Origin of the sequence: Rhodococcus sp. AD45-ID (assembly GCF_003023755.1) — a bacterium.
Classification (GTDB): domain Bacteria; phylum Actinomycetota; class Actinomycetes; order Mycobacteriales; family Mycobacteriaceae; genus Rhodococcus_F; species Rhodococcus_F globerula.
In genome coordinates, this window is sequence record NZ_PYHL01000002.1 from 398060 (window position 1) to 412790 (window position 14731).

Annotated in this window: 13 protein-coding genes; 9 read left to right on the plus strand and 4 right to left on the minus strand. The window is 62.7% G+C overall.

Annotation, left to right across the window (positions count from 1 at the left end):
- Positions 1-5: 5 nt before the first annotated feature.
- A complete protein-coding gene (locus tag C7T36_RS17960; RefSeq protein WP_033232995.1) occupies positions 6-1430 on the minus strand; it encodes an amidase in 1425 nt (474 codons plus the stop codon).
- Positions 1431-1747: 317 nt separating this feature from the next.
- On the opposite strand from C7T36_RS17960, the gene kdpF reads away from it, so the two are divergent.
- From kdpF to C7T36_RS17990, 6 genes are all read left to right on the plus strand, one after another.
- Positions 1748-1846 (plus strand): K(+)-transporting ATPase subunit F, encoded by a 99-nt coding sequence (gene kdpF / locus C7T36_RS17965; protein ID WP_033232997.1) that lies wholly within the window; start codon positions 1748-1750, stop codon positions 1844-1846.
- Positions 1846-3531: a potassium-transporting ATPase subunit KdpA gene (gene kdpA, locus C7T36_RS17970; RefSeq protein ID WP_045066999.1), complete on the plus strand. Its 1686-nt coding sequence runs from the start codon at positions 1846-1848 to the stop codon at positions 3529-3531. Before kdpF ends, kdpA begins: the two co-directional genes overlap by 1 nt.
- Positions 3532-3644: 113 nt before the next feature.
- Positions 3645-5642, plus strand: a complete 1998-nt coding sequence (gene kdpB / locus C7T36_RS17975; RefSeq protein ID WP_230590070.1) for a potassium-transporting ATPase subunit KdpB — start codon at positions 3645-3647, stop codon at positions 5640-5642.
- 6 nt (positions 5643-5648) lie between these two features.
- Positions 5649-6299: a potassium-transporting ATPase subunit C gene (locus C7T36_RS17980; protein WP_045067001.1), complete on the plus strand. Its 651-nt coding sequence runs from the start codon at positions 5649-5651 to the stop codon at positions 6297-6299.
- A gap of 7 nt (positions 6300-6306) precedes the next feature.
- Positions 6307-8832, plus strand: a complete 2526-nt coding sequence (locus tag C7T36_RS17985; RefSeq protein WP_045067002.1) for a sensor histidine kinase KdpD — start codon at positions 6307-6309, stop codon at positions 8830-8832.
- A complete protein-coding gene (locus tag C7T36_RS17990; protein ID WP_033233006.1) occupies positions 8829-9509 on the plus strand; it encodes a response regulator in 681 nt (226 codons plus the stop codon). Before C7T36_RS17985 ends, C7T36_RS17990 begins: the two co-directional genes overlap by 4 nt.
- Positions 9510-9528: 19 nt before the next feature.
- On the opposite strand, the gene C7T36_RS17995 is transcribed toward C7T36_RS17990, so the two are convergent.
- Both C7T36_RS17995 and C7T36_RS18000 read right to left on the minus strand, forming a co-directional pair.
- A complete protein-coding gene (locus C7T36_RS17995) occupies positions 9529-10419 on the minus strand; it encodes a universal stress protein (RefSeq protein ID WP_045067003.1) in 891 nt (296 codons plus the stop codon).
- Positions 10416-11441, minus strand: coding sequence for a zinc-dependent alcohol dehydrogenase family protein (locus C7T36_RS18000; protein ID WP_033233183.1), 1026 nt, complete (start codon positions 11439-11441; stop codon positions 10416-10418). Before C7T36_RS18000 ends, C7T36_RS17995 begins: the two co-directional genes overlap by 4 nt.
- Positions 11442-11552: 111 nt before the next feature.
- Here C7T36_RS18000 and dinB point away from each other — a divergent pair, with 111 nt between their 5' ends.
- Entirely contained in the window at positions 11553-12773 is a 1221-nt protein-coding gene (gene dinB, locus C7T36_RS18005; RefSeq protein WP_045067895.1) for a DNA polymerase IV, read from the plus strand.
- 17 nt (positions 12774-12790) lie between these two features.
- Here the strand turns inward: dinB and C7T36_RS18010 are convergent, their stop codons facing one another.
- On the minus strand, positions 12791-13069 hold the full coding sequence (locus C7T36_RS18010) for a DUF1876 domain-containing protein (RefSeq protein ID WP_045067004.1): 279 nt from the start codon (positions 13067-13069) through the stop codon (positions 12791-12793).
- 163 nt (positions 13070-13232) lie between these two features.
- On the opposite strand from C7T36_RS18010, the gene C7T36_RS18015 reads away from it, so the two are divergent.
- Positions 13233-13631 (plus strand): nuclear transport factor 2 family protein, encoded by a 399-nt coding sequence (locus C7T36_RS18015; RefSeq protein WP_033233015.1) that lies wholly within the window; start codon positions 13233-13235, stop codon positions 13629-13631.
- 87 nt (positions 13632-13718) lie between these two features.
- Entirely contained in the window at positions 13719-14708 is a 990-nt protein-coding gene (locus C7T36_RS18020) for a diiron oxygenase (RefSeq protein WP_045067005.1), read from the plus strand.
- Positions 14709-14731: the final 23 nt, after the last annotated feature.

The following is a 14731-nucleotide window of genomic DNA, read 5'->3' on the forward strand; positions in this document are numbered from 1 at the left end:
TGGGCTCACCACCACTGTTGAGGACGACTCTGATCCCAGCGGAGCACCGACTCCAATTGCGAGGCGAGCGAAACCAGCAACGGCTCAGTGCTCTCGCTACCCATCAATTGTGCTCCGATCGGCAGTCCGGCGCTGCTGAATCCCGCGGGGATATTGATCGAGGGCCACCCGAGGACATTCCATGGCCAGGCATACGGGCACGCCGCAGTCATCACCTTGTCGGTTTCCCAGCCGCCGATACCGTCGATAGCGGTGACCGGGATCGGCGGAGTTGCCGTGGTTGGCGCAAGGACGACGTCGTACTTGTCGAAGATTGCGCCGATGCGCCTGCGCATTCTCGGCTCGGCCGCCCGAGCGGCACGCAACGGTGCCCCGCGAAGTAGCTTGCCGCTCTGTGCATTTCCGCGAGTTCTCGGGTCTGCGAGCGCCGGGTCGGGGAGGCGCCCGAGCCAATCGTGTACCCCGACGAGTGAGCGTGGCAGGAAGTTGAGGCCGAAGATCAGTCCGTAGGCGGGATCGTCCACGACGACGCGATGGCCGAGGCTGCGCAGCGTGTCGGCGACGGCATATACAGCCCTTCGCACTTCGGGATCGAGTGTGACTGGTGTAGCGGTGAACGGATTACGCAGGGAGAGAGCAATGTTCAGCCTTCCGGGATCGCGGCCGACCGCGTCGCTGACCGTGAGTGGCGTCGGCGTGTGTAGGTCGCCGTCGTGGTTTCCGGCTGCTACGTCGAGGAGAAGGGCTGCGTCGGCGACCGTGCGGGCAAGCGGTCCGTTGACGGTCAGGCCGTAGAACGCTTCGGCGTCGGGCCACGTGGAGATGCGGCCACGCTGTGGTTTGATGCCGACCAGATTGGTCCAGGCCGCCGGTATCCGGATCGACCCGGCTCCGTCGGAACCGATTCCGGCGCTGACCAATCCGGCCGCAACCGCGGCTGCGGTACCGCCGGACGAACCGCCGGGAGTGTGCTCACGTGACCATGGATTGCGGGTGTATCCGAAGGCACTACCGCTGGTGAGCGGCCACTGGCCTAGTTCAGGGCTGTTGGTCTTTCCGACGATGACAGCGCCGGCGGCGCGTAACCGTCGAACCATCTCGGAATCTTCCGTCTTGACGGGGAAGTCGCCGGGGCAACCGAATGCGGTGGGCTCGCCGGTGATGTCGACATCGTCCTTGACCGCGATGGGTACGCCCAGGAGCGGGAGTCGCTCGCCGCGGGCAAGCCGGCGGTCTGCGTCGGCGGCTTCCTCGAGTGCTTTCTGGCGGCGAACGATCTTGAATGCATTGAGTGTCGACTGCGCTGCGTCGATGCGGTCGAGTGTCTCGGTCGTGGCTGTCACGGACGACGTGGCGCCCGACGTCAGACCGGCTACCTGATCGATCAAGGTAGGGGCATCGCGCAGTTCCGTATGCGGTCTCGGCGGCATTGAACTCCTTTATTCGGAACTTATCGAGCGACCGATCAGCAACGCGTTTCAGTATCGACGACGGTCGGTGGCGCGTCAAGATTCCGTCAAGACGGTTGTCCGCTGTGTAAACGGATCGTCAGAGAGCGTCAAAGCCGGCATTTTCAGGTCGAAGCTGGGAGAGCGCTCCTGGTGCGTCATGGCTGCGATGAACTGCAGCACGGTTTTTGATGTCGAAGAGGGAAGCTCATGGCCGACTTGGCCTACGTTGCTCTGATTCTTGGTGGTTTTCTCGTGTGCGCACTGGTTCTTCGCGCCTTACAAGCGAGCGCTCCCAAATGACGGTCGCCGGTGTTGTCAGCGTCGTGCTGATTGCCGTGGCCGCGGCTCTGGTTGTTTATCTCCTTGTTGCGCTCGTAGATCCTGAGAGGTTCTGATGTCGCCCGCTCTGGCAGCCGGACTGCAGATTGCGTTTGTTCTGATTGTGTTGGCGATCGCGTACGTTCCGGTCGGCGATTACATGGCTCGGGTGTACACCTCGACCCGTGATCTGCGGGTGGAGAGCGTCATCTACCGAGTCGGCCGGATCGATTCACGGGCTGAGCAGACGTGGTACGGCTACGCCGCCAGTGTGCTGGGATTCTCGCTCGCGAGTGCGTTGCTGCTCTACTTCCTTCAGCGGATACAGGGTGTATTGCCGCTCAGTGACGGGCTGTCAGGGGTGAGCCCGGCGGTGGCGTTCAATACGGCGATTTCCTTTGTGGCCAATACGAACTGGCAGTCATACACTCCGGAAACGACGATGAGCAATGTCGTTCAGCCGTTGGGTTTGGCTGTTCAGAACTTCGTATCGGCAGCTGTAGGTATGGCGGTGGCGATTGCGCTCGTTCGCGGCTTCGTCCGAGTAGCGAGGGGCGGTGAGATCGGGAACTTCTGGGTAGACCTCACGCGAGGATGCCTTCGTATCCTGTTGCCGTTCTCGTTTGTGATCGCACTGATCCTGTTGAGTCAGGGCGTGATTCAGTCGTTCCACAGCGGATTTGCGTCGACGGGTCTCGACGGAAATGCCGTCACCAATGCCCTCGCACCGGTGGCGTCGCAGGAAGCGATCAAGGAACTCGGAACCAACGGCGGCGGAATCCTTGCTGCTAACTCCGCCCATCCGTTCGAGAATCCGACGCCGCTCAGCAACATCGTCGAGATTCTGGCGATACTGCTGATTCCGGTGTGTCTGACAAGGACTTTCGGAACGATGGTCAGTGACCGCCGTCAAGGGCTGACGCTGCTCGCTGTGATGGGTCTGTTGTGGAGCGGATTGCTGGCCGTCACATTGGCCGCTGAATCCGGTGCCCGCGGTGTCGCCGCAACCGCAGCAGGTTCGATGATGGAAGGTAAGGAAGTTCGCTTCGGGATTCCCGGATCGGCATTGTTCGCGGTGAGCACCACCGGAACATCCACCGGCGCAGTCAACTCCGCACACGACAGTATGTCTCCCTTGGGCGGCGGTGCGGTCCTACTCAATATGCTGCTCGGAGAAATCGCTCCCGGCGGAGTCGGAACCGGTCTGTACGGCATCTTGGTCCTCGCGCTGATCGCGGTGTTTGTCGGCGGACTCCTGGTTGGCCGCACGCCCGAGTACCTCGGTAAGAAACTCGGCCGACGTGAAATCACCCTGGCAGCGCTCTCGATTCTGGTGATGCCTGCGCTGGTGTTGATCGGCACCGGCATCACAGTGATTCTCGGGTCGACCTTGGGATATCAAGGAAACGGCGGAGATCCGGGTTCGCCGGGGTCCATCCACGGCTTCAGTGAAGTGCTGTACGCCTTCGCGTCGGCGTCGAACAACAACGGCAGCGCATTCGGCGGTTTGACCGTCACGAGCGACTGGTTCCAGTCCTCGCTCGGTATCGCCATGCTGTTCGGCCGCTTCCTGCCCATCATCTTTGTGCTCGCATTGGCCGGATCATTGGCGTCGCAGAAGAAGGTGGCGCCCACCGTCGGTACCCTGCCCACGTCGGGGCCGATGTTCACCGGACTCCTCACCGGCACCGTTGTGTTGGTTGCCGCACTCACATTCTTCCCGGCCCTCGCACTGGGCCCTATCGCGGAGGCGCTCCAATGACCATGAATACCGAAGCGACCCTCAATGCCGAAGAAAAACCTGTGGCGGTGGACAGCGTCGACGGCGCCGTCCATTCCCACCACGTCAAGGCCGGCGCGTTCAACCCGCGGCAGATGATCACTGCACTACCGGGCGCCGTACGCAAGCTCGACCCGCGGCATCTCGCCCGCAATCCGGTGATGTTCGTAGTGTTCGTCGGCTCCGTCATCACGACGGTCATGGCGATTGCCGAACCGTCCGTCTTCTCTTGGGTGATCACACTGTGGCTCTGGTTCACGGTGATCTTTGCCAACCTCGCCGAATCCGTGGCCGAGGGGCGCGGTAAGGCGCAGGCGGCCAGTCTGCGAAAGGTGAAGCAGGACACCACTGCCCATCGCATAACGCAGAGTGGTGCCATCGAGATGGTGTCCGGTACCGACCTCGTTGTCGGCGATCGGGTGATCGTGGTGGCGGGTGAGGTCATACCGGGCGACGGCGATGTCGTCGAAGGCATCGCGTCCGTCGACGAGTCCGCCATCACCGGCGAATCCGCGCCGGTGGTCCGCGAATCGGGCGGTGACCGGTGCGCCGTCACCGGTGGTACGACGGTACTTTCCGACCGCATCGTCGTGGAGATCACGGCGGCACCAGGCCAGTCGTTTGTGGACCGGATGATTGCGTTGGTCGAGGGCGCTTCGCGTCAGAAGACACCGAACGAGATTGCGCTCAACATCCTGCTTGCGTCCCTCACGGTGATCTTCCTGCTCGCGGTGGTTGCTATCGGTCCGATGGGGTTGTACGCCGGCCACGAGCAGGATCCGATCAAATTGATCGCCCTTCTGGTGTGCCTGATCCCGACTACGATCGGCGCACTGCTGTCCGCTATCGGCATCGCCGGGATGGATCGTCTGGTGCAGCGCAACGTGCTTGCGATGTCGGGACGCGCCGTCGAAGCTGCCGGGGATATCGACACGCTGTTGATGGACAAGACCGGAACCATCACCTTCGGTAATCGCCGGGCCACGGCTCTGCATCCCGCTCCGGGTGTCTCGGCGCTCGAACTTGCTGCCGCAGCGCGGTTGTCGAGCCTTGCGGACGGAACTCCCGAGGGACGCAGCATTGTCGAACTGTGCGCCGCACAGTTCGGCCTGGGAACCGAACCGACAGCGGACGAGAACCGGGCAGAGTTCGTTCCGTTCACAGCGCAGACGCGTATGAGTGGATTGGACCTGCCTGGTCGCGAGATCCGCAAAGGCGCGGCCGATGCCGTCCTGGGCTGGATTGCGCGAAACGGCGGAACAGTCGATGTTGCCGTCACCGATTCCGTGGGCGAGATAGCCCAGGCGGGCGGTACACCACTTGTTGTGGCTGTGGCAGAGGGTGAGAAAGCGTCGGTTCTGGGCGTCATCGCACTCTCGGACGTCGTCAAGCCCGGTATGGCGGAGCGGTTTGCGGAACTGCGCGCCATGGGAATCCGCACGATCATGATCACCGGAGACAATCCGTTGACCGCCAAGGCCATTGCGGACGAAGCTGGTGTGGACGACTTCATGGCGGAAGCAACGCCGGAAGACAAGCTTGCCCTGATCCGAAAGGAACAGGAGGGTGGTCGCCTCGTGGCGATGACCGGCGACGGTACCAATGACGCTCCCGCACTGGCGCAATCGGACGTCGGCGTCGCGATGAACACCGGTACCTCGGCGGCCAAGGAGGCCGGGAACATGGTGGATCTTGATTCCGATCCCACCAAGTTGATCGAAATCGTCGAGATCGGCAAGCAGTTGCTCATCACTCGCGGCGCGTTGACCACGTTCTCGCTGGCAAACGACCTCGCGAAGTACTTTGCGATTCTGCCGGCGCTGTTCAGTGGTATCTACCCGCAGTTGGATGCGCTGAACATCATGCGACTGGCCACTCCCGAGTCGGCAATCGTCTCGGCCGTGATCTTCAATGCGCTCGTCATCATCGCGCTGATTCCACTGTCCCTGAAGGGCGTTCGATACCGGCCGTCGACGGCGTCGGCGCTGCTCGGCCGAAATCTGCTGGTGTACGGACTCGGCGGTGTGATCACGCCGTTCATCGGTATCTGGCTGATCGATCTTGTTGTTCGTTTGATTCCCGGGATTGGGTGACCTGCCATGCGTTTCACTATCGGTTTTGCCAAACAGGTGTGGGCGGGCCTTCTGGTGCTGCTGTCGCTCACCGTGATTCTCGGCGTGATCTATCCCGCCGCGGTCTGGGGAGTTGGCCGGATCAGTTCCGGTTCCGCTGAAGGATCACCAGTGACCGATGCGGCCGGGTGCGTAGTCGGAAGTGCTTGGGTAGGCGTCGATCCGCAGGTGCCGGAGGGAGCGCGCGACCCGTTCTTCCACAACCGGGTTGTGGGCTCGGTTGCGGACGAGGACCCCTTTGCAACGGGTGATCCCGCCGCTGCGTTGCCCTTGAACCAGGGGCCTAGCAGTGAGATTCTTGCCGACTTCATCGCCGAGCGTCGGGCCGCCATCGCGGATCGCGAGGGTGTAGACCCGTCGTCCGTCCCCGTTGACGCCGTCACCGGTTCGGGCTCGGGCATCGATCCGCACATCAGCCCGGCTTACGCGCTGCTGCAGGTGCCCCGGGTTGCCTCGACCAACGGGATATCCGAAGACGCGGTACGGGAATTGGTGAGCGAGCACACCGACGGGCGGCAGTTGGGCTTCCTCGGTGAGGAGCGCGTCAACGTCCTCGAACTGAATCTTGCTCTCGGTTTGACGGCGCCTACGTGTGCCACGTCGACTGCTGGTGGATGATTGTCACGTGAGTTCTTCTGAGAAGGTCGGTACGCGCAAACGAGGTGAACTGCGCATCTACCTCGGCGCAGCGCCAGGCGTCGGAAAGACCTTTGCGATGCTCGGTGAGGCTCATCGCCGCCGGGCCCGTGGAACTGATGTGGTCGCGGCCGTTGTGGAATCACACGGCCGCGCCCGCACCGCCGAGCAGATCGGCGACCTCGAGATCATCGCGCCCAAGCTGGTCGAATATCGGGGCACACGGATGCCGGAACTTGATGTCGAGGCGGTGCTCGCCCGTCGCCCCGCCTTGGTGCTGGTAGACGAATTGGCGCACACCAACACACCGGGAAGTAAGAATCACAAGCGGTGGCAGGACGTGCAGGAGTTGTTGGACGCCGGAATCGACGTCCTCTCGACCGTCAACGTGCAACACCTCGAAAGCCTCAACGACGTAGTCGCGCACATCACGGGAGTGACACAGCAGGAAACGGTTCCGGATGAAATTGTGCGCGGTGCGGCGCAGGTCGAGTTGGTCGACATCACTCCGGAAGCATTGCGACGCAGACTGTCCCACGGAAATGTCTATGCCCCCGAACGAGTCGACGCGGCCCTCGGAAACTACTTCCGGCGCGGAAACCTCACCGCGCTACGCGAGTTGGCGCTTCTGTGGGTAGCCGATCAGGTGGACGCGGCGCTGGCGAAGTACCGGGCCGAGAACAAGATCACCGACACCTGGGAAGCGCGCGAGCGCGTTGTCGTTGCGGTGACCGGGGGACCGGAGTCGGAAACCCTGGTACGACGCGCTTCTCGGATCGCCTCCAAGTCGAGTGCCGAACTCATGGTGGTGCACGTCGTTCGCGGCGACGGCCTCACCGGTGTCTCGGCACCGGAGATGGGAAAGGTGCGCGCACTGGCAACCGGGGTGGGCGCAACTCTGCACACCGTGGTCGGCGACGACGTACCGTCGACGCTCCTCGAGTTCGCGCGTGAGGAGAACGCCACGCAGTTGGTCTTGGGGACGTCGCGGCGGTCGCGGTTGGCCCGAATTCTCGACGAGGGGATCGGCGCGGCGGTCGTTCAGCAGTCCGGCGGCATCGACGTGCATATGGTCACCCACGAGGAAGCGACCGTCCGCCGTCGGATCTCGTTGTTCGGCCGATCCGAGCGCCGCTTGCTGTCGTGGATTGCGGCAGTGGTGGTTCCGACGGCCGCAGCCGGACTCATGGGTCTGATCGACCGGATCTCCGGTGTGCAGGGCGAAAACGCGTTGTTCTTCGTGGTGGTGGTTCTGGTCGCGCTACTCGGTGGTGTTGGGCCGGCCATGGTGTCTGCTCTGATATCGGGACTACTGCTCAATTACTTCTTCACCGACCCCAAATACAGCTTCACGATTGCCGAACCCGACAACTTCATCACGACGGTCGTTCTGCTGATAGTGGCTGTGGCAGTGGCTGTTCTGGTGGATGCGGCCGCCAAAAAAGCGCGGGAAGCGAAGCGCGCTTCGGAGGAAGCGGAACTTCTGACACTGTTTGCGGGGTCGGTTCTCCGCGGCGCTGACCTGTCCACGCTGCTCGAGAAAGCTCGCGAAATCTACCGTCAACGTGGGGTTTCGGTGGTGCATCATGAGGACGGCGTAGTCGCTGCGGTGGGCGCCGAACCGCCGGCACGTGAGGCTGACGCGGATACCGTGTGCGAGGTCAATGAAGGCGAATACGCGCTACTGCTATCGGGGCCGGAGCTGAGTGCGCGTGATCGACGGGTGCTGACCGTTGTCGCGCACCAGGCGGTCGGCATGATCCGTCAGGACAAGCTCACGGTCGAAGCGAGCAAAGCGGCAGCACTGACCGAGGCCGATCAACTGCGCCGAGCGTTGCTTTCGGCTGTGAGCCATGACCTTCGGACACCTCTTGCCGGCGTCAAGGCTGCTGTGTCGAGCTTGCGCAGCGACGACATCGAGTTCTCACCCGAGGACACGGCAGAACTACTGGCCACCATCGAGGAGTCTGCGGATCAGTTGACCGCTCTGGTCGGCAACCTGCTTGATTCGTCCAGACTGGCTGCGGGAGTGGTCAAGCCGACGTTGCGGGCGGTATATCTCGACGAAGTTGTTCACCGGGCGCTGCTCGGATTGGGCATCGGCGGCCGGTCGGACTCCCGGTCCCACAGTGTGATCGTCGACGTGGGTACTGTTGCCGTGCAAGCCGATCAGGGTTTGCTCGAGAGAGTGATCGCCAACCTCGTCGACAACGCTTTGCGGTACGGCGGCAGAACACCGGTGCGGGTGGGAGCAGCACGCGTCGGAGACCGTACCGTCATCACCGTCGCAGATACCGGCCCCGGTGTACCGCGCGGCGAAGCCGAATCGATGTTCCAGCCGTTTCAGCGAATGGGGGATCGCGACAACACGGGCGGCGTCGGGCTCGGACTGTCCGTGGTTCGCGGATTTGTCGACGCGATGGGCGGAACGGTCAGTGCCACCGACACTCCGGGCGGTGGGTTGACGATGATGGTCGAACTGGCCGGTGCAGGAACGAATGGAAGCGAGTCATGAGCCGGATACTGGTTGTCGACGACGAACCGCAGATCTTGCGGGCACTACGCATCAACCTCACTGTGCGTGGATACGACGTGGTGACGGCGTCCACCGGAGCAGGGGCGCTGCGGGCCGCAGCGGAACGGCCGCCGGACGTGGTGATTCTCGACCTCGGTCTGCCGGACATGGACGGCACCGAAGTGCTTGCCGGACTGCGTGGCTGGTGTACCGCACCGGTCATCGTGTTGTCGGCACGCACCGACTCGGCAGACAAGGTCGAAGCGTTGGACGCCGGTGCGGACGATTACGTCACCAAGCCGTTCGGGATGGACGAATTCCTGGCGAGAGTGCGCGCGGCAGCGCGGCGAGGAGTATCGGCAACCGACACGTCGGAACCGTCGGTGGAGACGGCCTCGTTCACCGTCGATTTGTCGGCGAAGACGGTCAGTCGGCGCGGCGAGCAGGTACATCTGACGCCCACCGAGTGGGGAATGCTCGAGATGCTGGTGCGCAACCGCGGAAAGTTGGTCGGGCAGAAGGAACTTCTCCGTGAGGTGTGGGGACCGGCCTACGACACCGAGACCCACTACCTGCGGGTCTATCTGGCTCAACTGCGTCGCAAACTCGAAGACGACCCGGCTCACCCCAAGCACCTGATCACGGAAGCGGGGATGGGTTACCGCTTCGTGGTGTGAGAATTCGGGTGGTGTCGGCTCAGGGGTGCGTGACGATCAGCAGTGGACACAACGCCCGGTGTAAGAGATTTCGACTTGTCGAGCCCAGCAACATGGACTTGAAACCGCCGCGTCCCCGTCGGCCGACAACAACCAATTGCGCAGACTTCGACTCGGTGATTAGTTCTTGAGCAGGGTTGTCGTGCACCACAACTCGACGAACGACGACGTCGGGATACTGGTCCTTCCATCCGGCAAGCCGTTCGGCGAGAACTGCGTGCTCGGCAATGGCGACGGCATCCCAGTCGAGAGACTCGCCGTCGGGATCGGTGCGGAATGCTGTGGACAGGTGAGAATCGCTCCAAGCGTGGACGGCAACAAGTTCGACGCCGTGCAGCGAAGCCGTTTCGAAGGCTTGGGCCAGTGCCGGTTCGCTGTGTTCGCTGCCGTCGACGCCGACAACAACGGGACGGCCTCGCGCCGGTTCGTCCTCCGAAGGTAGTTCTCGGATCACGGCCACCGGACACCGGGCATGCAGGACAATCGCTGTACTGACAGAACCGAGAATCCCGTCAGCCCAACGGCCGAGGCCACGCGAGCCTACGACCAGCATTGCGGAGTCCGCTGATTGTTCGAGCAAAATGTCGACCGGGTGACCGAAACCGAGGTGCTCGGTGACAACCGGGCCGTCACCTGTTGCAGGCAGCGCCGCCGCTCGGCCACGGGACAGTCTGAGTTTTCCTTCCCGGCGCTTCGCGGCAAACTGCGGCGCAGCGAGAGTGAAAGCGTTTCCGTACGTGCTCGGTTCGCCGCGGATCGCGGCAACAATATGAAGAGGCCGCCGGCGGAGAACTGCCTCGTGCGACGCCCAGCGAACCGCGTCCAACGAGCGCGTCGAACCGTCCACTCCCACGACAATTGGTGCATTCATGCTCGTCCTCCTGAGTCGACAAGTTGAGGCAGTAAGACGGCAGCGCCGGTAATTCGGTCCTCGGCCAGGTCGACCAAGGCCCGATTCGCATCGGCTAGCGGATACGTGTTGGCGGTGATTTCGAGGTGGTGCTCGCCGGCAAACGCGAGGAACTCCCGAGCATCGCGCCGTGTGTTTGCGGTGACCGAACGAATTTCGCGCTCGTAGAACAAGTGGTGCCGATAGTTCAGGCTAGGTATGTCGGAGAGGTGTATCCCGGCGATCGACAGGATTCCGCCACGGTTCAGCGCGGTGAGTGCAGTCGGAACCAGATCTCCGGCGGGAGCAAAGAGGATGGCTGAATCCAGCGGAGTGGGTGGACGGTCGCGGCTACCCTGCACCGAGGCCGCGCCGAGCTGCGAGGCCAGTGCGCGCGCCGATTCGCTGCGCGTCATGACGTGGACTTCTGCGCCCCGCGCAATCGCGACTTGCGCGGCAATGTGTGCGCTCCCGCCGAAACCGTAAATCCCCAGTCGCCCACCATCGGGGACCTCGGCGCGCTGAAGTGCCCGAAATCCGATGATGCCGGCGCACAGCAGCAGTGCGGTTTCGGCATTGCTGTACCCATCCGGCAAGCGCAACGCGAATTCGGCTGTCGCCACGGCATATTCGGCGTAGCCGCCGTCGATGTCCCAGCCCGTGTACGTGGAGTTCGGGCACAGGTTCTCCCGGCCGCGCAAGCAGTACTCGCACGCGCCGCACGTGGAATGCAGCCACGGAATTCCGACGCGATCGCCAGGGGAGAAGTCCTCGACCGCCGTACCGACCTCTTCGACCACACCGACAATTTCGTGGCCGGGAACCACATTTGCGCGATGTACGGGCAGTTCGCCTTCGGCAATATGCAGGTCGGTGCGACACACTCCGCAGGCGAGAACCCGGACCAGTAATTCGCCCGAGGTAGGCACCGGCCGCGATTGCTGAACCTCGACCAATGGGTGCGTTCGGACCGGCCCAGGCTGGTGTACCTGCCACGAGGCCATTGGCGTCGAAGTTCCGGCGATGTCGTTCACCACTTAATCGTGCGCCTCAGCGCTTCCCCGTGGAAGAGGGCGAAGTGTGTCGGTGGCCTGTGCGAACATCTGTTCGTGTCGATGTCGTCAGATGCTCGCGGCGATCACCGGTCCGGTGGCGCCACGATCCTGCATGCCGATCTCGACTCGTTCTACGCCTCCGTCGAACAGCGAGACGATCCTGGTTTGATCGGGCGACCCGTCATCGTGGGCGGGGGTGTGGTGCTGGCGGCCAGCTACGAGGCCAAAGCGTTCGGGGTCCGTACCGCAATGAGTGGTGGTCAGGCGCGTACGTTGTGTCCGCAGGCAATTGTCGTTCCGCCGCGCATGGACGCGTACTCACAGGCGAGCAAGGACGTATTCGAGGTCTTGCATGACACATCGCCGCTGGTAGAGGGGATCTCGATCGACGAAGCCTTCCTGGAAGTCGGGGGACTGGCACGCATTGTCGGCACGCCACTGCAGATCGGCGCCAACCTCAGACGAGACGTGGCCGAGCAGGTTGGCCTCCCCATCACCGTCGGCATTGCCCGCACGAAGTTCCTGGCGAAGGTAGCCAGCGCCTATGCCAAACCCGACGGATTGCTGCTGGTGCCACCGGACGGTGAGCGTGAATTCCTGCATCCGCTGCCCGTGGAAAGGCTGTGGGGCGTCGGCAAGATCACTGCGCAGAAGCTGCGGAATTTCGACATCGCGACGGTGGGGGACATCGCGCGGCATGACGAGTCGTCCATCGTGTCGATTCTGGGTCGCGGCGCCGGCCGACACCTGTACGCGCTCTCGCACAACCGGGATCCGCGGCCGGTGCGTTCGTACGGCGGCCGAAGTTCGATGGGCGCTCAGCACGCATTGGGTCGAGGTGAGCACTCACGATCCGAACTCGAGGTGTCGTTGATGTCGCTGGTCGATCGGGTGTCGCGCCGCATGCGCTCCGCGCAACAAACCGGCCGCACCGTCACACTCCGGCTGCGTTTCGGCGATTTCACGCGGGCAACCCGTTCCCACACGCTGCGCCGTTCGACGGCGGAAACCACAGATCTGTTGAATGCGGCGATGGCGCTGCTGAGCGAAGCGGCGCCACTGATCGCCGACAAAGGCATCACGCTGATCGCTGTTGCCGTATCCAATCTGGACCGAAGCGGCGCGGAGCAATTGGAACTGTCCTTCGACGGCGGGCCGGATACCGCTGCCCTCGACTCCGCGATGGACAGTGTGCGGAAGAAGTTCGGCTCGGGGGCGCTCACGCGGGCAGTGCTGATCGGCCGCGATCCCGACGTTTCGGTGCCGCTGCTCCCGGACTAGCCGCTCGCGCAGCAGCGTCAGGACGTCAGCCGAATTGTTTCGTGCGTAGCGCTTGCGAGATCAGAAGTTGTGGCCTCGATCAATTGACGAGAAAGGTCGGCCAAAGCGCGCGCGACCGCAAGTTCGTCACCGATCTCGGGTACGTCTCGGTCGGCGGGATTGCAGCGCGCGAAACCGGCTCCTGCGAAGTGCGTGTCTTCCTGCGCCCGCAGTCGGGCAATCGCGCGAGTTCGGTGTGCCGTGTCGGATGTGTGTTCGTCGATGGTGATATCCACCGACCAGTGCTTTTCGTTCATGATGTGACCCCCTTCGGCGTACGTTCCATTGTCCTCGGTCGAGTGACGCGTGCGATAGGGCTGAACGACGGTCTTCGATTGCTGCGTGGGTGGGCGTCGCAGCGCGCATGATTACTTGGCCGCCGAACAACCCTGCCGAACAACCCCATGACGAGGAGTCACCATGAAGTCCTTCCGAAGTGCTGTCGAAGCGCGCGATACCGACGCCATGGAGGCGCTGCTCGCCGACAACGTGGTCTTCACCAGTCCTGTTGCCTTCATGCCGTATCCCGGCAAGGCGATCACGGCGTCGATCCTGCGCGGTGTGATGCGGGTGTTCGAGGATTTCCGGTATGTGCGCGAGATCGAGTCGGCAGATGGTCGCGATCATGCCTTGGTCTTCGAGGCAACAGTGGACGGCAAGCTCGTAAACGGTTGCGACTTTCTGCATTTCGACGACGACGGGCTGATCGACGAGTTCACGGTGATGGTCCGGCCGCTGTCAGGTGCCAATGCTCTTGCTGCCGCCATGGGTGAGCAGTTTCCGCGCATTCGGGAAGAAGCGATGAATGAGCTGAAGTGAGCACGTCGACGCCATAGGGGTTGTGTGAGACTCGTCGTAGCACTAAGTTGAGCCACATCGAGTTACAGGCACTGTGAGGAGACACCGATGGCCAGGTCGACATCGATCACCATGGACCAGTCGTACCGCGAGTTGCTGGCGACGCTGTCCGACGGCTCGGTGCACAGGAGGTTCGACCCCTATCTCGACATCGATTGGGATGCACCGGAATACGCGATCGATCCCGACGACCCCCGGTGGGTGCTGTCGTCGATATCCGATCCGCTCGGTGCCACGAGTTGGTATCAGGAGCAGTCCCTCGAGCGTCGCATCGCGATGGGGAAGTGGCGCCAGGCCAACGTCACCAAGGTGGGTTCGGCGTTCGAGAGCATCCTGATTCGCGGAATGATGGACTACATCATGGCGCTGCCGAACCAATCCCCGGAGTTTCGGTACTGCCTGCACGAGATGACCGAAGAGTGCAATCACATTCAGATGTTCCAGGAATTCGTCAATCGGGTTGGCGTCGACGTGCCGGGGATGCGCCCGCTGTTTCGCCGAATGTCTCCGTATGTCGGCTTGCTGGGCGCTAGGTTCCCGGTCATCTTCTTCATCGGCATCCTGGCCGGTGAGGAACCGATTGATCACTTCCAGAAGGATCTCATCCGCGAAGGCAAGGACACCGTCCCGGTGATGTTGCGCACCATGGAGATTCACATCGCGGAAGAGGCCAGGCACATTTCCTTCGCGCACGATTTCCTGCGCACGCATGTTCCGAGACTGAGCCCGTTCGGCCGCGCGATGACGTCTGTCGCCTTCCCCGGCGCGATGCGTTGGCTGTCCGGCGAAATCATGGCACCGCCGAAGGAGTTTGCGGAAAAGTTCGACATTCCCGACTCGGTGATCCGGGAAGCATTTTGGGACAGTCCTACGTCGCGCCGAATCCTGGGTAACTACTTCGGTGAAATGCGCGCATTGGCAGACGAGTTGGGGCTGATGAATCCCGTCTCGCGACGGGCTTGGAAGAAGTTCGGAATCGCCGGCGACAGGGCCCGGTATCGCGGTGAACCGAGGCGCTGGACAAAATCCCGTCGCTAGCGGTCGTATAAACCGTCGGTGCC